Source organism: Arthrobacter sp. SAFR-044 (genome assembly GCF_051965175.1).
In the GTDB taxonomy this organism is placed as follows: Bacteria; Actinomycetota; Actinomycetes; order Actinomycetales; family Micrococcaceae; genus Arthrobacter.
The window spans coordinates 41,675-58,155 of sequence record NZ_JBQCMK010000010.1 but is presented as its reverse complement, the minus strand read 5'-3'; the positions used below and the strand labels follow the sequence as shown (position 1 = coordinate 58,155).

The window sequence follows — 16,481 nt, the reverse complement described above, 5'->3', positions numbered from 1 at the left end:
CTAGACTGGGCAGCATGAGCTCCGAAACCGTGGTGACCATCCTGTGCGGCCTGGCGATCCTGGTGGGGGTAGCCGGCACGATCATTCCTGTCCTGCCCGGGAGCGTGCTGATCGGTGTAAGCCTGCTGGCGTGGGCCATCTGGGGCGGTGCCGGGACTGCGGGTTGGGTGGTGTTCGCGGTGGCCATGATCTTTGTCGCCGCTGGAATGACGGCCGGTGCCGTCCTTACCGGCCGGAAACTCAAGCAGCACGCCATTCCCAGCCGCAGCGTGGTGGTGGCTTTGGTGGCCGGTGTGGTGGGGATGTTCATCATCCCGGTGGTGGGCCTCTTCGTTGGGTTCGCGGCGGGGCTGCTGGCCAGCGAGTTCCTCCGCACGCGGAATTTTACGACGGCGGCGAGGTCCAGTTGGGCCGCCCTGAAGGCCACGGGCCTGGGAATGCTCGCTGAATTCGGGCTCGCGTGCCTGGCCGCCAGCACCTGGGTAATCGGGGTGTGGATAGCCGCCGCCAGCGGGTGACGCCATTGCCCCCGGACCATTGCGCGGGTACAACCAAAAGATGACTCAGCCACCTTCAGCAAAGGACCCTGCTTCAGCAAGGGAATACGTCCGCGCCTGGATGGAAAAGTACCAGGCGGCATGGACCAGCAACGGCGCCGACGACATCCGGGCCCTTTTCGCCCCTGATGCGCTGTATGAAACCCGTCCCCACGATCCGGAACCCTGGCGGGGCCAGGAGGGTATCGTCGACGGCTGGCTCGCCGCACGCGACGAGCCAGCGGACTGGACGTTCAGCTGGGAGCTGCTTGGATGCGACGGCAACACCGCCTTTGTCCAGGGCGTCACCTCCTACTCGGGCGGCCGGCCCACGTATGACAACCTGTGGGTTATCAGGTTTGACGGGTCCGGCCGGGCCGCCGCCTTTACCGAATGGTTCATGGCCAGGAGTTGACCTCCCGGCTCTTAGAGCCCCAGCCCGCCGAGCTTGTCGCCCAGGCCACCGGGAAGTTTGTCGCCGAGTCCGCCGGGAAGCCTGGAGAGCAGTTCTGCCGGGTTAATGCCAAGTTTGGAGAGCAGGCCCACGTGCTGTTCGGTGTCCACCTGGTCCGGAAGTTCCGATTCTGCCTGCGCGGCTTTGTCCTGGTCTCCCTGTGAACGCAGGAGTTCAAGGATCTGGTTCTTGTCGATCTGCATGGGTTTCTCCTTGCCGGAAATCATCTTGATAAGGGTGCTTGCCACCCTTCCTGAATATGGTGCCGGGGACAAGCCCCTGGCCTTGGTGCGTGTTCAACTCCCGGGGACGGGGCAGTGTGCTCACGGTTAGCATGGAAAGATGAGCGCCGGGGAGACTGCACGGATTTACTGGGACAGCCGCGACCTCACCCCTTTCGGGCCGGCCCAGCTGCGCACCCCTGTCCACGACCTCGCCGGGGGAGTGGGCGGCCTGCTGACCGGCGTCCTGGGTGGGCGCAACCCCGCGCTGCTGTACATCGACGGCGAGGTGCCCCGGCTCAAGCGGCTGATGCCCAAACCTGCCAAAGTGGTGCATGAAGCGGTGTTTACCAGCCGCGAGCCGGAGCGCCTGATCACCCTGGCGCGCGCCTACCCGGGATGGGCCGGGCTCTGCTACCTGATGGCCGGGCTGCTGGTGTACAAGCACGGCGGCTACCTCCGCGCTTCCGAACTCCTCCAGCGCGGGCTGACCACCAGGAATGATGACGAAGCGAACCGCTACTCCTCCACCTACCTCACGCGGATCGTCACCCGGATCGAACTGGCCGAGCGGGTGGAAATCCCCGTGCTGTTCAGCGAGGAATCGGTGTTCCTTGCCCTGGCCCACTCGTTGCGCGAGACCGGCCGCACGGAAGCCGCGCTCGACGCCCTGACGGGGCTGCCGCCGTCGCTTCCCATGGCCCTGGCGCGCTGCTCCCTGGCCCTCAGCCTTGGCCGCAGCCGCACCGTCATCGACTGGACGGAGGGGTTGCTGAATGCGGACGATCTCTCCGCTGCCCTGTTGCTGGTCCGCGCCCGGGCCCTGCGCAGGGAAGGCCGGCTGGACGCGGCGCACCAGGCGGTCGCCGAAGTCCTGCGCCGCCGCAAGACGCACCTTGCGCTGCGAAACGACGCCTTGACGGACCGGGCGCTGCTGGTGTTGGAATCAAGCCGCCGGTCCCTCAACCCGCGCGATTGGGGACGCCGGCGCGGGGATGCGGAACCACAGCGGGAACTTGAAGCGCCGGCTCCCATCCGCAAGGACGAGGAGATGCGGCGGATCTGGGAGCAGGACTGGAAGGAGCTCAGCGGGGACTAGGACCCTGGCTGGGCGTGGCCGGCCAGGAAGGGCAGCAGCTGCTCGCCGAGCAGCACGGTCCCCAGCGCCACCATGATGATGCCGCTGGCCAGCGTCACCGCACGCGCTGCCCCGGGCCTGCTCTGCAGCAGCGTGCGCGACAGCAGGGCCACCACTGTGTAGACCAGGCCCGCCAGCGCTACGAACGTCATCCCCAGGAGGCCCGACTGCACCGGCACTGGCAGCGAGGCGTCGGTGCTCACGAACTGCGGAATGAGGGCAACGTAGAACAGCAAGCCCTTGGGGTTGATGCCGCTGGTGCCCATGCCCTGCAGGAAGGTGCGCAGCTGTGTTCCGGGACCGACGGCGGCATCCGCACTGAAGCTGGCGGCGCGCCATGACCGCAGCGTTCCCACGCCGAGCCACAGCAGGTAGCCTGCGCCTGCCAGGGTGATCCAGCCCAGGACTCCGGGCGTTCCGGCCAGCACCGCAGCCAGGCCTGCCACCAGCAGGGCGGTATGGAGGACGTAGCCACCGCAGAGCCCTGCGACTGCGGGGACGAAACTGCGCTGCCGGAGACCGGCAGCGATGGTGTAGGCCCAGTCCACTCCAGGCGTGCAGGCCAGGGCTGCGGCCACCACCAGGAAGGCCAGGAACAGCTGCGGATTCATGGGTTTCTCCTGTCGAAGGGCTCTCAGGAGCAACCATAGGGAGAATCGGGCCAAAAGTGCTGTCCTGTTTTCGCCCGCCCCGCTGTCCGCACAGTATATTTATTGCGTGCTGGATCGAATTGATAGAAATATTTTGCGCCACCTCCAGGAGGACGGCCGGATGACAGCCACCGCCCTCGCCGCAAAGGTGGGATTGACGGTGGCACCGTGCCACCGTCGGCTGCGGGAACTGGAGCAGTCCCGCGTCATCCGCGGGTACAGGGCGGACGTTGACCCCGCTGCCGTGGGGCTGGGCTTCGAGGCGATCGTTTTCGTCACGCTCCGCCAGGTGGACAGGTCCACCATGGAGATCTTTGAAACCCGGGTGGCGGAGAATCCCAACGTCATCGAGGCGCAACGGCTTTTCGGTTCGCCGGACTACCTGCTCAAGATCATCGCCGCAGACCTCCCTGCCTACCAGCGCTTCTACGACACCGAACTCACGTCCTTGCCCGGCGTGGAACGGTTGACCTCAACGCTGGTCATGAAGAACCTGAAATCCAACGCGGGCCCGCCAGTGTAGGGGCTGCCGGCGGCTATTCAGCGAGCAGGCCGGTGGTGCGGTACGGGATGACCTCGCGCAGGAACATGCTGGTGGACGTGCGGACAATGCCGGGGCAGAGGCGGATCTCCTCTGAGACTCGGTAGAGGTCGTCCGGGCTTTTGGCAACCACGCGGATGAGGAGGTCGGTATCCCCGGCCGGTGCGTGGCACTCCAGGACTTCGGGGATCTTGCGCAGTGCGGCGATGGCCTCGTTCAGGTGGCTCTGGTCCAGTTCCGCGCTCACGGCTGCGGCGACGCCGCGGCCAAGGGCCGATGGCAGCACTCGGCTGCTGTTGGGGCGCAGGGCACCTGATGCCGCCATCCGCTCCATCCGCGACTGCACAGTCCCGCGGGCCAGGCCCAGCTTCTGCGCCAGCACCATGACCGGGATGCGCGGGTCTTCGTCCAAGGCGTTCAGGATGCGCTTGTCCGTGGCGTCCAGTTCCTGCAATCTGATCACTTCCTGCCTGCTTTACTGTCACGAATTGACCAGAATGACTAATTCAAGTCCTGCTTGTTGTTCCAACTGTATGAGGTCTGCTGAAATAGTGGCAACAAGGGCAAAAGCTACCGCTGGCCCCGCAGGCTACAGGATCCCCGGAACACCACCCGGCCCCTGGACACCGCTTCCCGCAAGGAGGCCGCCGCTGATTGAGGCTTGTTCACACCATGCTCACTCTGCAAACACGGCAAGAGCCCCTGAGCTACCGACGTCGGAATTCCGCAGTCATCGGTAGCTGAGGGGCTCTTGTGTTGTTCGGTCTAGGGTGGGTATATGACCTCCGCAGGCCGCTTCGCCCCCAGCCCTTCCGGCGAACTGCATGTCGGGAACCTGCGCACCGCCATCCTTGCCTGGCTCTTCGCCCGCTCCACCGGCCGGACGTTCCTGCTGCGGGTGGAGGACCTTGACCGTGCCCGCGCGGGAGCGGAAGCCGTGCAATTGCGTGACCTGGCCGCCGTGGGTGTCACCTGGGACGGTGACGCGGTCCGGCAGACGGCCCGCGGCCCCCTCTACGCTGGGGCGATTGCCCGCCTTCAGGAGGCGGACCTGACGTATGAGTGCTTCTGCACGCGCCGCGAGATCCAGGAGGCGGCGTCGGCACCCCACGCCCCGCAGGGCGCCTACCCCGGGACCTGCCGCAACCTGGACCGCGCTGAACTGGAGTTCAAGCGCTCCATCCGGCCCTCGGCCCTCCGGCTGCGCGCCGGGGTTGCGGAGTTCACCGTCAACGACGTCCTCCATGGCCGGTTCACCGGCGTGGTGGACGACTTTGTGCTGCGGCGCAACGATGGCGTCACAGCCTACAACCTCGCCGTGGTGGTGGACGATGCCGAGCAGGGGATAGACCAGGTAGTTCGGGGTGATGACTTGCTCCCGTCCACGCCGCGGCAGGCCTACCTCGCGTCCCTTTTGAATATTCCCACCCCGGAATATGCGCATGTTCCCCTGGTGGTGAACCACGACGGCGCGCGGCTGGCCAAGCGCGATGGGGCGGTGACGCTCACGGACCTGGCCAAAGCCGGGGTGCCGGTGGAGGAGGTCCGGGACAGGCTGCTTGCCTCCGTTGGCCTGCCGGGCGGAACGCTCGACCAGGCGCTGCAGGCGTTCCAGCCCGCCGCCCTGCCCCGGGAACCGTGGGTCTGGCCTGGAAGCTGACTACTCCCCGGCCGGTTTGCGCTCGAGATCAGCCACGAATTCCTCCGCGAACCGCCGCACGCCGTCCCACTCGGTGTAGATGTAGTCGCGGCCGGTATCGGTGTCCGTGCTGCCTTGGCTGCTGACGATCTTCTTCATCAGCATGCGCTTGAGGAACCCGTACTCCGTGTAAAGGAGTGCGCCGCCGAACAACGCCACCTTTGCCGGGCGCCAGCCGGTTGCGTCCTCGAACTCGGCAACGTACTTCTGTGCTTCTTCCGGGTCTGCGTCGGCGGACATGCTGACGGAAAACAGGGCAGCGTGCAGTTTCTCCAGCGCCTCCCGGTTCCTGCGGACAAAGTCCGCGACGTACCCTTCGTGTTTTCCGGCGTGGATGGAAGCGCCCACGATGACGCCGTCGTAGCCGTCCGGAAGGTCGTGGTCTGCGTGCTTGAGGTCCAACGTCTCCGCCTCATGGCCGTGGGCTTGCAGCACATCGGAGATGTAGTCGGCGATCCGGGCCGTCTGGCCCTCGGTGGTCCCGTAGGGGATCAGAATCTTTGCCATGCACACCACTCTGGCGTCCCGGCAGGACACCGCACAGGGGCAAAGGTCCCAGCTAGACCCGCCCCAGCGCCTCGATGTCCTCGAGGAAATCGGCTTGGACCTCGGGACTCACGGTGGTCCGGGTATCACCGATGGCGTCGAGGTAGTCCTGGGTGGAGGGACCTTTCCGGACCGCCTCGCGGACCGACACGTCGCCGCCCGAGGCCAGCCCGCCGTCGTCGTACACGGCTTTTTCCAGTGCGCGCTGGGATGCGCTGCGGGCGGCGTACTCAATATCGGCGGGGGAGAAGCCCTGGGTCCGTTCCACCAGGAGCTCCACGTCCACCGCGTCCACCACCGCGGCAGGGATGAACCGCTGCCACATGGCTTCACGGGCCTGCCGGTCCGGCAGTCCGATGGGGATGACGTAGTCGAACCGGCCGTGTCGCAGGAAGGCCGAGTCCAGGGCGCGGATGAAGTTCGTGGCGCAGACCAGGAGCCTGCCGGGTTGTTCGCGGAACGCCGGAATGATCTTGAGCAGCTCGTTGGTTACGCCCTGCAGCGGCGACGGCGGATCCCCGGCACGCTGGGAGGCGATCTCCTCCACCTCGTCAATGAACACCACGGCGTGCTCCAGCTCGGCGATTTCCAGGAAGGTTTCGCGCAGCGCGCCGGCCAGTCCCTGGGGATCGCCGGCCAGGCGGGAGGGGAACACTTCCACGAACGGCCATTCGAGCCGGGAGGCGATGGCCTTGGCGAAGGTGGTCTTGCCGGTGCCGGGCGGACCAAAGAGAACGACGGCGCGCGGCGGCACCACGCCGAATTCATCGGCCAGGTCCGCCTCGGCGAGCGGAAGCACCAGGCGGCGTTCGAGCAGTTCCTTTTCCTTGCGCATGCCGGCCACGTTTTCCCACAGGTCGCGTGCCAGGACGCGGCCGCCGAGCTGGCCGAGCGCGCCGAGCTCCTGGCGCTGCACCGGGATGGTGCGTTCGAAGTAGCGGAGGTTCTTCTTGAGCGCGAAGCCGCGGCCCAGGAACGCCTCCACCCGGGTTTCGGATTCCGGCATCAGGGCCGAGAGTTTGTTCAGGCCGTGCGGGGCCATGCGGTTTTCGACGGAGGCGAGCAGCGAGGTGCCGATTCCGCGGCCGCGGTACTCGGGAAGGGTGGCCAGGAAGACGATCCAGCCCTGGTCGTGGGCGGCGCGTCCGACGGCGGCACCCACCACCTGATCACCCTGGACGGCCACTACGGCATGGTCCTTTTCGCAGGAAGCCAGGACTTCGGACAGGGCATAGACGGGTTCGACGTTGTTGGCCTTCAGCGTCTCCCACAGGTGCAGGATGCCGTCCAGGTCGGCCGAATGGAAATCCCTGATCCGCCAGTTGGTCATGGGTCACTCCTGTTGGTTCGTCGTTGAGCCAGCCGTGTACGAGTCAGCATTTGGCACGTGGAACTGAGCTTATGCGAACACGCCACCGGGAGGGTTGCCGCGGCGTTGCATGACGCCTTCTCAGAGCCCCAGCGCGTCCATGGTGTTGCGCAGGGTGTCCGCGGAATGCCGCAAAGCCGCCAGCTCGCCGTCGTCCATGGGTGTTTCCAGGACGCGGTGCACGCCGCCGCGGCCCACCACGCTGGGCAGGGACAGGGCAACCCCGGAGATCCCGTGAAGCCCCGACAGGACCGTGGAGACCGGAAGGACGGCGTTGTCGTCGCGGAGCAGGGCCTCCACAATGCGGGCACCGGAGAGGCCGATGGCGTAGTTCGTGGCCCCCTTGCCGGCGATGACCTTGTAGGCGGCCTGCACCACTTCCCTGGCAGTGTCGGCGAGGTATTCGGGCATGAAGATCCGCTCGCCGCCTTCTGTCCACTCGCGGATCGGCACCGGGCCAATGGTGGCGCCGGACCAGAGCGGGAACTCCGTGTCGCCGTGCTCGCCCACCATGCTGGCGTGGACGCTGGTGACCGAAACCCCTGCCCGGCGGGCCAGCAGCCAGCGCAGCCGGGACGTATCCAGCACCGTGCCGGAGGAGAAGATCCGTTCCGGAGGCAACCCTGAGATGCGCTGGGCCGCCACGGTCAGGACGTCGCACGGGTTGGTCACCAGGACGTAGACGGCGTCCGGTGCCCGCTCAAGCAGCGGCGGCATCAGCTGTTCCAGGATCCGCACATTGGTGCCGGCCAGGTCCAGCCGGCTCTGGCCGGGGTTCTGTTTGGCACCAGCCGTGATGACCACGACGTCGGCGCCTTCCGTCACGGCGATATCCCCGCCTCCTGTGACGGTAGCCGAGGCTGCGGCGAACTGGCTGCCGTGGGCGAGGTCCAGGGCTTCCGCCTCGGCCTTGGGCGCGTTGGCATCGAACAAGGCGATGTTGCTGGCGGAGCCACGGATCAATGCCGCGTACGCCAGCGAGGTGCCGACGCTCCCGGCACCCACCACCGCGAGTTTGGATCCTGGCACGGAGTCCCTCCTTCCCGGATTCGTTGAGTGTGTCCTACCCGAAGAGTAGCGTGGCCCACATCACTCGACATCCCTAGGAGCCACCATGCCACATTTCGGACGCCGGCTCGCAGCTGTTACTGCGGCACTGGCGATGAGCGTTACCACCGGGGCCATCAGCCCCGCTTCGGCCGATCCCCGCCATACAGACAAGGACCCCACAGCCACCGGCTATGGTGGCGCGGTCAGCACGGTGGACCCGGAAGCATCAGCGGCAGCCATCGAAGTCCTCCGCAAGGGCGGAAACGCAGTGGACGCGGCCGTCGCCGCCGCAGCCACCCTTGGCGTCACTGAGCCCTACAGCGCCGGAATCGGCGGTGGCGGCTACTTCGTTTACTACGACGCGAAGAACAAGAAGGTCAGCACCATTGACGGCCGGGAAACCGCGCCGGCAGGGATCAAGCAGGATGCGTTCATCGATCCTGCCACCGGCGAGCCGTACCGGTTCACGCCGGAGCTCGTCACCAGCGGTGTCTCTGTAGGTGTTCCCGGTACGCCCGCCACCTGGGAGCGCGCGTTGAAGCGTTGGGGCAGCTTCAGTCTGGAGGATGCCCTGGAGCCTGCCATCGAGGTCGCTGACCGCGGTTTCGTGGTAGACACGACCTTCCGTCAGCAGACGGAAGACAACCAGAAACGGTTCGCAGCATTTACGTCCACCAAGGACCTGTACCTCCCCGGTGGGCAGCTTCCCGCAGAGGGCTCTATTTTCAAGAACCCGGACCTTGCAAACACCTACCGGCTTCTAGCCGACAAGGGCATGGACGCGTTCTATGACGGACCGCTGGCGAAGGAAATCGCCAAGACCGTCCAGAACCCGCCCAAGTCTTCGGACACAGCGCTCCCCGTCCCCGTCGGCTCCATGACCGAGGAGGACCTGGAGCACTACAAGGTCGTGGAGCAGAAGCCGACGCACGTAAACTACCGCGGCTATGACGTCTACGGCATGGCACCCTCCAGCAGCGGCGGGACCACCGTGGGCGAGTCGCTGAACATTCTGGACGTGTTTGACCTGCCGGCATTGAAGGACGAGCCGGCCGTACTGCACCACTACCTCGAGGCCAGCGCCCTGGCCTTCGCGGACCGTGCGAAGTACGTAGGTGATCCGGCCTTTGTAAAAGTGCCTACCAAGGCTCTGACTGATCCCATCTTCGGCAAGGAACGGGCCTGTGAACTGGACCCCCTGACGGCAGCTCCCAAGCCCTTGAAGACGGCTGGCGATGTCTCCTCCTACGACGGCTCCTGCCCGGTGGATCCCGCTTCTGCCGCCGATGAGAAGGACACGGAGAACATCTCCACCACCAACATGACGGTCTCGGACAAGTGGGGCAACGTGGTGGAGTACACGCTGACCATTGAGCAGACCGGCGGTTCCGGCATGGTTGTTCCCGGCCGCGGGTTCCTGCTCAACAACGAGCTCACGGACTTCTCGACGGTCTACAGCGCCACGGACCCCAACCGGATCGAGCCGGGCAAGCGGCCGCGGTCGTCCATGTCGCCCACCATCCTCCTGGAGGACGGCAAGCCCTTCCTGGCGTTGGGCTCCCCGGGTGGCTCCACCATCATCACCACGGTTCTGCAGACCCTGGTCAACCGCATTGACCTGGGGATGAGCACTCCGGACGCCATTGCGGCTCCCCGTGCGTCCCAACGGAACACTGCCAGCGTCACTGCCGAGCCGGCATTCATCGACAAGTACGGCGCTGAGTTGACTTCCCGGTTTGGTCACACGCTGGCAAAGTCGGGTGACTCGTTCACGTCCGCTGCGGAGATCGGGGCAGCCACGGCCATCGAGTTCCTTGAGGACGGGCGGGTGCTGGCTGCCGCTGAGCCGGTGAGGCGCGGCGGCGGCTCCGCCATGGTGGTCAAGCTGTCCAAGTGACGGGCAGGAACTGCCGTTAAACCCGACGGCGGCACCTGGGTTCTTCAGCAAAAGAACCCAAGTGCCGCCGTCGGACGTTAAGCCCAGCTACTTCTTGAAGGTGTCAGCCGGTGCGTTGGCGACCACGGGCGACGTTCCGGTGAAGCCTTCGCGGGTTTCGGCGATTTCGCGGATGCGGTGGCGGCAGGCGTACCAGCCAACGACCATGAGGATGGAGGCGATGGCGGTGACGAGCATGGTCAGGGGGGAGTCGATGAAGACCATGACCAGGACGCCCACCAGGAAGACCAGCGACAGGTAGCCGGTGTAGGGGGCGCCGAACATCCTGAAGGAGGGGCGCTCCACCCAGCCTTTGTCGGCCCAGCGTTTGAGCTGGATCTGGCACAGCACGATGGTGGCCCAGGTCATGATGATGCCCACCGAGGCGATGTTCAACACGATCTCGAACGCCTGGGCCGGAACCAGGTAGTTCAGCGGAACACCCAGCAGGGACACTACGGCGGTGATGGCGATGCCGCCGTAGGGGACACCTGCTTTGTTCATCCGGGAGGCGAATTTGGGGGCGGAGCCGTTGACGGACATGGAGCGCAGGATGCGTCCGGTGGAGTAGAGCCCGGCGTTCAGCGAGGACAGGGCGGCGGTGAGGACGACGAGGTTCATGATGACGTCCACGCCCTGCACCCCGATGGAGCCGAAGAACGTCACGAAGGGGCTGACGCCCTTCTGGTAGGACGTGAACGGCAGAAGCAGGGCCAGCAGGATCACCGAGCCGACGTAGAACACGGCGATGCGGAAGACCACGGAGTTGATGGCCTTGGGCATGATCTTTTCGGGGTTCTCGGTTTCGCCAGCGGCGGTGCCCACCAGTTCGATCGAGGCGTAGGCGAACAGGACGCCCTGCATGAGGATGATCATGGGCAGCAGGCCGTTGGGGAAGATGCCGCCGTTGTCCGAGAGGAGGTTGATGCCGACCTGCTGGCCGTCAACGGGGGTGCCGAAGATGACGAAGTAGGTGCCGATGATCAGGAACGCGACCAGGGCGGCGACCTTGATGAGGGCGAACCAGAATTCCATTTCGCCGAAGACCTTCACCGAGACGAGGTTCAGGGCGAGGACCACGATGAGGGCGGTCAGTGCCCAGGCCCACTGCGGGACGTCGGCCATCCAGGGGACGTAGTTGCCGAAGAAGTGCATGTAGAGGGCGGCGGCGGTGATGTCCACGATGGTGGTGGTGGCCCAGTTGATCCAGTAGAACCAGCCGGAGACGAACGCGGCTTTTTCGCCGAAGAATTCGCGGGCGTAGGAGACGAACGAACCGGACGAGGGGCGGTGCAGGACCAGTTCACCCAGGGCGCGGAGGATCAGGAACGCGAAGAAGCCACAGACGGCGTAGGCGATGACCAGGGACGGGCCCGCGGCGTTCAACCGGCCGCCGGCGCCCAGGAACAGGCCGGTACCGATCGCACCGCCGATCGCGATCATCTGGATCTGCCGTGGCTTGAGGTTCTTGTGGTAACCCTTGTCCTCCGCGTGCAGGGAGGTCTCTGACGCATGCGCGTGGCCACCGTCAATCAAGTGGTCAGGAAGCGGGGTATTTGTCATGGGGTGTCCTTTGGGGGATGTAGGGACTACTTGCTGAGGTTTGCCAGGCGTTCGGGGCTGAGGAGTTCCTGGAGCTGGGCATCGGTGAGGAGCCCGTGTTCCAGGACGAGCTCGGCCACGCCCTTGCCGGTGGCAAGTGCTTCCTGCGCGATGGCGGTGGCGGTGGCATAGCCGAGGTGGGGATTCAGGGCGGTGACCAGGCCGATGGATTGCTCCACGGTGCGGCGCAGGTGGTCGGTGTTGGCGGTGATTCCCTGGATGCAGCGGGCCGTAAGGGTGCGGCAGGCTGCCTCGAGGTGGGAAATGCTCTTGTGGAGGCTGTGGACGATGATCGGTTCGAAGGCGTTGAGCTGCAGCTGCCCGGCCTCGGCAGCCATGGTGATGGTGACGTCGTTGCCGATCACCTCGTAGGCCACCTGGGAGACCACCTCCGGGATGACCGGGTTGATCTTGCCGGGCATGATGGAGGACCCGGACTGGACGGCCGGCAGGTTGATTTCGCCGAAGCCGGCGCGCGGGCCGGAGGAGAGCAGGCGGAGGTCGTTGCAGATCTTGGACAACTTGACCGCCACGCGCTTGAGCACGCCGGACAGGTGCACGAACGCGCCCACGTCCTGGGTGGCCTCGATGAGGTCGACGGCGGTCACCAGCGGGAGTCCGGTGATCTCCGCCAGGTGCCGGCAGGCTGTATCGGCGTAGCCGGCAGGGGCGTTCAGCCCGGTGCCGATGGCGGTGGCGCCGAGGTTGATTTCGTGGATCAGCAGTTCGGCTTCGGCAAGGCGCAGCCGGTCCTCGCCGATGGTGACGGCGTAGCTGCCGAACTCCTGGCCCAGGGTCATGGGCACGGCGTCCTGCAGCTGGGTGCGGCCCATCTTCACCACCGTGCGGAATTCCATGGCCTTCGCGGCGCAGGCATCCTCAAGTTCCTCGAGTGCTGCCAGCAGTTCCCGGGCGGCGAAGATGGTGCCCAGCTTGACGGCGGTGGGGTAGACGTCGTTGGTGGACTGGCTGAGGTTGACGTGGTCGTTCGGGTGCAGCCGCGCGTAGTCGCCCTTGGGGTGACCAAGGATTTCCAGGGCGCGGTTGGCGATGACCTCGTTGGCGTTCATGTTCGACGATGTCCCGGCACCGCCCTGGACCACGTCCACCACAAACTGGTCGGCAAGGCGTCCGGCCATGACATCCTGGCATGCCTGCTCGATCGCATCGGCGCGTTCGGCATCCAGCAGGCCGAGTTCGCGGTTGGTGCGGGCGGCGGCCAGTTTCACCGCGGCAAGCCCGCGGACCAGGTGCATGTTGGAGGACAGCTTCTGGCCGGTGATGGGGAAGTTCTCCACGGCGCGAAGCGTGTGCACGCCCCAGTAGGCGTGCGCAGGCACGTCCCGGTCGCCGAGCAGGTCGTGTTCGGACCGGACCTGGGCGGGTGCGGCGGTTTGGGTGGCAGTCATGGTGTCCTTACAGGGCTTCGTTGACGGGTGCGGACAGGTGATTCAGAAAGTCGGTGGCCAGCAGCCGGCCCACCTCGTGGCCGCCGCCCAGCACCGGGGCCGTGGCGATGCCGGCGAGCGGCTCCGTGTCCACATCCAGCGCCTCCAGCAGGCGGACGGTGGCGGGCATCCGGGCGCGGTCGCCGCCGTCGGAAATCTTGACGGCAACGGCGCTGCCGTCGGGCAGGCCCACCAGCTGCACGCCCTCAAAGCCGTCCTTGGCCACGGCGCCGGGCAGCAGGCGCATCAGCTCGGTGACGTCGCGGCCCTCGCCGGCCACCATCTCCGGGTGCTGCTGCATGGCGAGCCCGACGGCGGCTTCCGGGCTGCCGCCGTCGAGCTTTCCTTCCCAGGAGGCCGCGGCCGCCTGGGCGATCCGGCCGAAAGCGCGGGCCATCCCGCGCAGCGTGAGGGCAAACAAAGGGGTACCGCAGCCGTCAGTGCTGACGGCGGCCGGCTCCTCTCCGGTCAGGCCGATAACCGTTTGCGCCACAAGCTGCTGGAGCGGGTGGGAGGGATCCAAGTAGCCCTGCACGGGCCAGCCGTTGATCTTGCAGGTGGCCACCATTGCAGCGTGCTTCCCGGAGCAGTTCTGCGTGATCTGCGTAGCGCTGCCGCCGGTGCGGAGCCAGTCTTCCCGCTCCGTGGTGCCGTAGGGCAGGTCCGTGCTGTTTTCCAGGTCGGTGGGGGCGAGCCCGTGCAGTTCGAGGATGCGCAGGGCGCCGTCCCGGTGGACGGCAGCACCCGAGTGGCTCGCGGCGGCCAGTGCCAGGAGGTCGGCGGGAAGTTCAAGGCCGGCGCGGACCATGGCCACTGCCTGGAGGGGTTTGAGTGCGGAGCGGGGGTAGAACGGTGCCAGGGGGTCCCCTGCCGTCGCCGCCACTGAGCCGTCAGCCGCGAGGGCAAGTGCGGAGCCGTAGTGGACACTCTCCACGAGGCCGTCGCGGATGGCGGCGACCAGCGGGGTGTGCTGCGGCAGGGACAGCCCGGCCGGGGCAGCGGTGTGGGCAGCAGAAAACACGGGGGATGGCATGGGGTCCTTGGGAGGGTTGGTTGGATCTTGCTAGCTGTTGAGGATGGAGTCGAGGGCCACGCCTACGGCTTCCAGATGGTGGGCCATGGCGGCGCGGGCTTTTTCCGCGGAGCCGGTCTCGATGGCGGCAAGGATTTGCTGGTGCTCGATGTCTGAAGCATGCTGGCGGTCTGCCACCATGTTCAGCGTCTCGGATTGATGCGCCAGCGCGTCCCGGATGTCAGCCACGACGCTTGCGAACACTTTGTTGCCGCTGGCACGGGCGATGGTGGCGTGGAAGGTGGAGTCCAGGGCTACCCAGGATTCGGGATCCGTTTCGGTGGCCATGGCACCCATGATGTGGCGGAGGGTGTCCAGTTCCTCCTCCGTTCGACGCTCTGCGGCCAGTCCGGCGGCGGGAATTTCGATGTGGGGACGGGCTTCGGTAAGGTCGCGGGCGGAGTACTGGCCGAGGGTCAGGTCATTGGCCACCTTGCTGGCAATGACAAACGTGCCCTTGCCCGTCCGGGTGACCGTCAGGCCCAAGGCGGTGCAGGAGCGCAGGGCTTCCCGGATCACCGAGCGGCTCACTCCGTACTGCTGCGAAAGGGTGGCCTCCGAGCTGAGTTTGCTCCCCACCGGAATGCTGCCCGACTCGATGTCCCCGCGGATGGCGTTGAACACCGCCTCGGCAGCGCTCAGCCGGGCAAGGGGACGGAATGCAGGCTGTCCTGCTGTCCGGCTGTCTGACAGGTTCACGCTTTAAATATGGCACTGGTCACAGTTGCTGTCAAACCCTTCCTAGGAATTCGGGGCCCTGTCCTGCCGCAGGTTGGCCGCGCGCCGCCGCTGCTGCCGCCGTCGTGAGCGGAGGTGCCAGGCGATGAGTGCGGCCACTGCCACTGCGGCAATCACGACGGCGAGGTCCCGGCCGACTGCCTGGGCCACGGTCTCGTAGGAGTTTCCTGCGAGGAAGCCCAGCAGGACGAAGCCGATGCCCCACACCACGCCGCCCGCTGCGTTGTAGGCGATGAAGCGGCCGTAGGGCATGCGGGACGTGCCGGCCAGGGCGGGCATGACGGCACGGAAGAAGGCGGTGAAGCGGCCCAGGAATACGGCGGACCCGCCTCTGCGCCGGAGGAAGTCCTGCGCGTTTTCCAGCCTGCCGGAGTGGCGGGCCAGCATCCGTGTCTTCATGAGCCGGTTGCCCAGGTGCTTGCCCACCTCGTAGCCCACGCTGTCGCTAATGATGGCGGCGCCCACCACCAGGGCCATCATGGTGCCCAGGTGCACTTCTCCCCGACTGGCAACCACTCCGCCCAGGACGGCGGCGGTTTCGCCGGGGATGACGAAGCCGACGAACAGTGCGTCCTCGGCGAAGACCAGGCAGAAGACGGCGATGTACGCCACGAGCGGGCTGACGTTCAGGAGTCCGTCAATGAAGCCCGTCATGGCAGCGGATCAGGCTTGGGGCGCCGGGACGGGGCCGAGCTTCGCCAGGAACGGTATGCGGGCCAGCAGCGCCAGGCCGAACCGGTTCCACAAACCGGTCAGGAACGCCGCGCCGGTGGCAGCCGTGAGGAACGACGCCGTGACATCGGTCGGATAGTGCACGCCAAGGTAGACGCGCGAGAGTGCGACGGCGACCGCCACCACAATCCCGAGGATGGCCGCGGGCCGCTGCCACCGGGTGCCCCGGGCCAGCAGGAAGACGGCGATGGCCAGCGCCGAGGCCAGTGCCACGTGTCCGCTCGGGAAGCTGTCCGTTCCCGGTTCGGGGATGAGGGGGTTGAACAGGGCGGTGGAGTCCGGCCGGTGCCTGGCCACCAGCACCTTGAACAGTTCGCTGCTCACCCAGCCCCCGGCCGCCACCAGGCCCGTTGCCACCGCGTTCACGGGGCTGCGCCGCACCAGCAGCAGGTACAAGCACAGGGCCGCGATCATCAGGACGCCGCCTGCCGGGCTGAACACCACGTTGATAAACATGGCCACCCCGGTCAGCGGAGCGGTGTGGTCATGGCTCAGCTCGGCATCCACGGACATGTCCGCCGACGTCAGTGCGGGAATGAAGCGCAGGGCCAGGCCCGCGGCCACGATCAGGACAGCCGCCGTGCACGGCACGGCGACCCAGTGCCGCAGCTGGGGGAGGGCCGCCATGCGTACGGCTGCAGCCTCCGATGGGGATGCCGCCTCGGGGGAATGGTTGGTGTGGGACGTCAAGGGTCAGCCTGGTTCTTTCGCCGGTCAGGGTACCTACGAGTATGCGCTCGCGTGGCTGG

18 protein-coding genes are annotated in these 16,481 nt (G+C 66.5%); 6 read left to right on the top strand and 12 right to left on the bottom strand.

Annotated elements, in window-relative coordinates; translation table 11 throughout:
* Positions 1–14: 14 nt before the first annotated feature.
* Both ACTHQS_RS15725 and ACTHQS_RS15720 read left to right on the top strand, forming a co-directional pair.
* Complete coding sequence (locus ACTHQS_RS15725; protein ID WP_440170743.1) at positions 15–518, top strand: DUF456 domain-containing protein; 504 nt, start codon at positions 15–17, stop codon at positions 516–518.
* A gap of 40 nt (positions 519–558) precedes the next feature.
* A complete protein-coding gene (locus ACTHQS_RS15720) occupies positions 559–951 on the top strand; it encodes a nuclear transport factor 2 family protein (RefSeq protein ID WP_440170741.1) in 393 nt (130 codons plus the stop codon).
* Between the two features lie 11 nt (positions 952–962).
* On the opposite strand, the gene ACTHQS_RS15715 is transcribed toward ACTHQS_RS15720, so the two are convergent.
* Positions 963–1,238 carry a hypothetical protein gene (locus tag ACTHQS_RS15715; RefSeq protein WP_440170738.1) on the bottom strand — a complete coding sequence of 92 codons (276 nt, stop codon included), beginning with the start codon at positions 1,236–1,238 and terminating at the stop codon, positions 963–965.
* 94 nt (positions 1,239–1,332) lie between these two features.
* Between ACTHQS_RS15715 and ACTHQS_RS15710 the strand changes: the two genes are divergently transcribed.
* Positions 1,333–2,310: a hypothetical protein gene (locus ACTHQS_RS15710; RefSeq protein WP_440170736.1), complete on the top strand. Its 978-nt coding sequence runs from the start codon at positions 1,333–1,335 to the stop codon at positions 2,308–2,310.
* Here ACTHQS_RS15710 and ACTHQS_RS15705 read toward each other — a convergent pair.
* Positions 2,307–2,960 carry a LysE family translocator gene (locus ACTHQS_RS15705; RefSeq protein WP_440170734.1) on the bottom strand — a complete coding sequence of 218 codons (654 nt, stop codon included), beginning with the start codon at positions 2,958–2,960 and terminating at the stop codon, positions 2,307–2,309. The genes ACTHQS_RS15710 and ACTHQS_RS15705 overlap by 4 nt on opposite strands.
* 106 nt (positions 2,961–3,066) lie before the next feature.
* On the opposite strand from ACTHQS_RS15705, the gene ACTHQS_RS15700 reads away from it, so the two are divergent.
* Positions 3,067–3,522, top strand: coding sequence for an Lrp/AsnC family transcriptional regulator (locus ACTHQS_RS15700; protein ID WP_440170732.1), 456 nt, complete (start codon positions 3,067–3,069; stop codon positions 3,520–3,522).
* 13 nt (positions 3,523–3,535) lie between these two features.
* Here ACTHQS_RS15700 and ACTHQS_RS15695 read toward each other — a convergent pair whose 3' ends face one another.
* Complete coding sequence (locus tag ACTHQS_RS15695) at positions 3,536–3,994, bottom strand: Lrp/AsnC family transcriptional regulator (RefSeq protein WP_440170991.1); 459 nt, start codon at positions 3,992–3,994, stop codon at positions 3,536–3,538.
* Between the two features lie 324 nt (positions 3,995–4,318).
* Between ACTHQS_RS15695 and gluQRS the strand changes: the two genes are divergently transcribed.
* Positions 4,319–5,200, top strand: a complete 882-nt coding sequence (gene gluQRS / locus ACTHQS_RS15690) for a tRNA glutamyl-Q(34) synthetase GluQRS (RefSeq protein WP_440170730.1) — start codon at positions 4,319–4,321, stop codon at positions 5,198–5,200.
* On the opposite strand, the gene ACTHQS_RS15685 is transcribed toward gluQRS, so the two are convergent.
* The 3 genes from ACTHQS_RS15685 to ACTHQS_RS15675 form a co-directional block, all read right to left on the bottom strand.
* Positions 5,201–5,746, bottom strand: coding sequence for a flavodoxin domain-containing protein (locus tag ACTHQS_RS15685; protein WP_440170728.1), 546 nt, complete (start codon positions 5,744–5,746; stop codon positions 5,201–5,203). It abuts the gene before it with no gap.
* Positions 5,747–5,798: 52 nt separating this feature from the next.
* Complete coding sequence (locus tag ACTHQS_RS15680) at positions 5,799–7,115, bottom strand: ATP-binding protein (RefSeq protein WP_440170725.1); 1,317 nt, start codon at positions 7,113–7,115, stop codon at positions 5,799–5,801.
* A gap of 120 nt (positions 7,116–7,235) precedes the next feature.
* Positions 7,236–8,183 (bottom strand): L-lactate dehydrogenase, encoded by a 948-nt coding sequence (locus ACTHQS_RS15675; protein ID WP_440170723.1) that lies wholly within the window; start codon positions 8,181–8,183, stop codon positions 7,236–7,238.
* Positions 8,184–8,268: 85 nt separating this feature from the next.
* Between ACTHQS_RS15675 and ggt the strand changes: the two genes are divergently transcribed.
* Positions 8,269–10,101, top strand: coding sequence for a gamma-glutamyltransferase (gene ggt, locus ACTHQS_RS15670; RefSeq protein WP_440170721.1), 1,833 nt, complete (start codon positions 8,269–8,271; stop codon positions 10,099–10,101).
* 87 nt (positions 10,102–10,188) lie between these two features.
* Here ggt and ACTHQS_RS15665 read toward each other — a convergent pair whose 3' ends face one another.
* From ACTHQS_RS15665 to ACTHQS_RS15640, 6 genes are read right to left on the bottom strand one after another with little or no spacing between them, the layout of a single operon-like run.
* Positions 10,189–11,703 (bottom strand): amino acid permease, encoded by a 1,515-nt coding sequence (locus ACTHQS_RS15665; RefSeq protein ID WP_440170719.1) that lies wholly within the window; start codon positions 11,701–11,703, stop codon positions 10,189–10,191.
* Positions 11,704–11,729: 26 nt separating this feature from the next.
* Positions 11,730–13,151 (bottom strand): aspartate ammonia-lyase, encoded by a 1,422-nt coding sequence (locus tag ACTHQS_RS15660; RefSeq protein WP_440170716.1) that lies wholly within the window; start codon positions 13,149–13,151, stop codon positions 11,730–11,732.
* Between the two features lie 7 nt (positions 13,152–13,158).
* The gene (locus ACTHQS_RS15655; RefSeq protein WP_440170714.1) at positions 13,159–14,223 is read right to left on the bottom strand and encodes an asparaginase; all 1,065 of its coding nucleotides are present in this window, start codon (positions 14,221–14,223) and stop codon (positions 13,159–13,161) included.
* Between the two features lie 30 nt (positions 14,224–14,253).
* Positions 14,254–14,961, bottom strand: coding sequence for a FadR/GntR family transcriptional regulator (locus ACTHQS_RS15650; protein WP_440170712.1), 708 nt, complete (start codon positions 14,959–14,961; stop codon positions 14,254–14,256).
* Positions 14,962–15,003: 42 nt separating this feature from the next.
* On the bottom strand, positions 15,004–15,654 hold the full coding sequence (locus tag ACTHQS_RS15645) for a DedA family protein (RefSeq protein ID WP_440170710.1): 651 nt from the start codon (positions 15,652–15,654) through the stop codon (positions 15,004–15,006).
* Positions 15,655–15,663: 9 nt separating this feature from the next.
* Positions 15,664–16,422 (bottom strand): phosphatase PAP2 family protein, encoded by a 759-nt coding sequence (locus ACTHQS_RS15640; protein ID WP_440170708.1) that lies wholly within the window; start codon positions 16,420–16,422, stop codon positions 15,664–15,666.
* Positions 16,423–16,481: the final 59 nt, after the last annotated feature.

Excerpts from the sequence above, each read along its gene's own strand:
- ACTHQS_RS15685 (WP_440170728.1), bottom strand. The coding sequence starts at position 5,746 with ATGGCAAAGATTCTGATCCCCTACGGGACCACCGAGGGCCAGACGGCC.
- ACTHQS_RS15665 (WP_440170719.1), bottom strand. The coding sequence starts at position 11,703 with ATGACAAATACCCCGCTTCCTGACCACTTGATTGACGGTGGCCACGCG.
- gluQRS (WP_440170730.1), top strand. The coding sequence starts at position 4,319 with ATGACCTCCGCAGGCCGCTTCGCCCCCAGCCCTTCCGGCGAACTGCAT.
- ACTHQS_RS15660 (WP_440170716.1), bottom strand. The coding sequence starts at position 13,151 with ATGACTGCCACCCAAACCGCCGCACCCGCCCAGGTCCGGTCCGAACAC.
- ACTHQS_RS15720 (WP_440170741.1), top strand. The coding sequence starts at position 559 with ATGACTCAGCCACCTTCAGCAAAGGACCCTGCTTCAGCAAGGGAATAC.
- ACTHQS_RS15725 (WP_440170743.1), top strand. The coding sequence starts at position 15 with ATGAGCTCCGAAACCGTGGTGACCATCCTGTGCGGCCTGGCGATCCTG.
- ACTHQS_RS15710 (WP_440170736.1), top strand. The coding sequence starts at position 1,333 with ATGAGCGCCGGGGAGACTGCACGGATTTACTGGGACAGCCGCGACCTC.
- ACTHQS_RS15705 (WP_440170734.1), bottom strand. The coding sequence starts at position 2,960 with ATGAATCCGCAGCTGTTCCTGGCCTTCCTGGTGGTGGCCGCAGCCCTG.
- ACTHQS_RS15680 (WP_440170725.1), bottom strand. The coding sequence starts at position 7,115 with ATGACCAACTGGCGGATCAGGGATTTCCATTCGGCCGACCTGGACGGC.
- ggt (WP_440170721.1), top strand. The coding sequence starts at position 8,269 with ATGCCACATTTCGGACGCCGGCTCGCAGCTGTTACTGCGGCACTGGCG.
- ACTHQS_RS15655 (WP_440170714.1), bottom strand. The coding sequence starts at position 14,223 with ATGCCATCCCCCGTGTTTTCTGCTGCCCACACCGCTGCCCCGGCCGGG.
- ACTHQS_RS15645 (WP_440170710.1), bottom strand. The coding sequence starts at position 15,654 with ATGACGGGCTTCATTGACGGACTCCTGAACGTCAGCCCGCTCGTGGCG.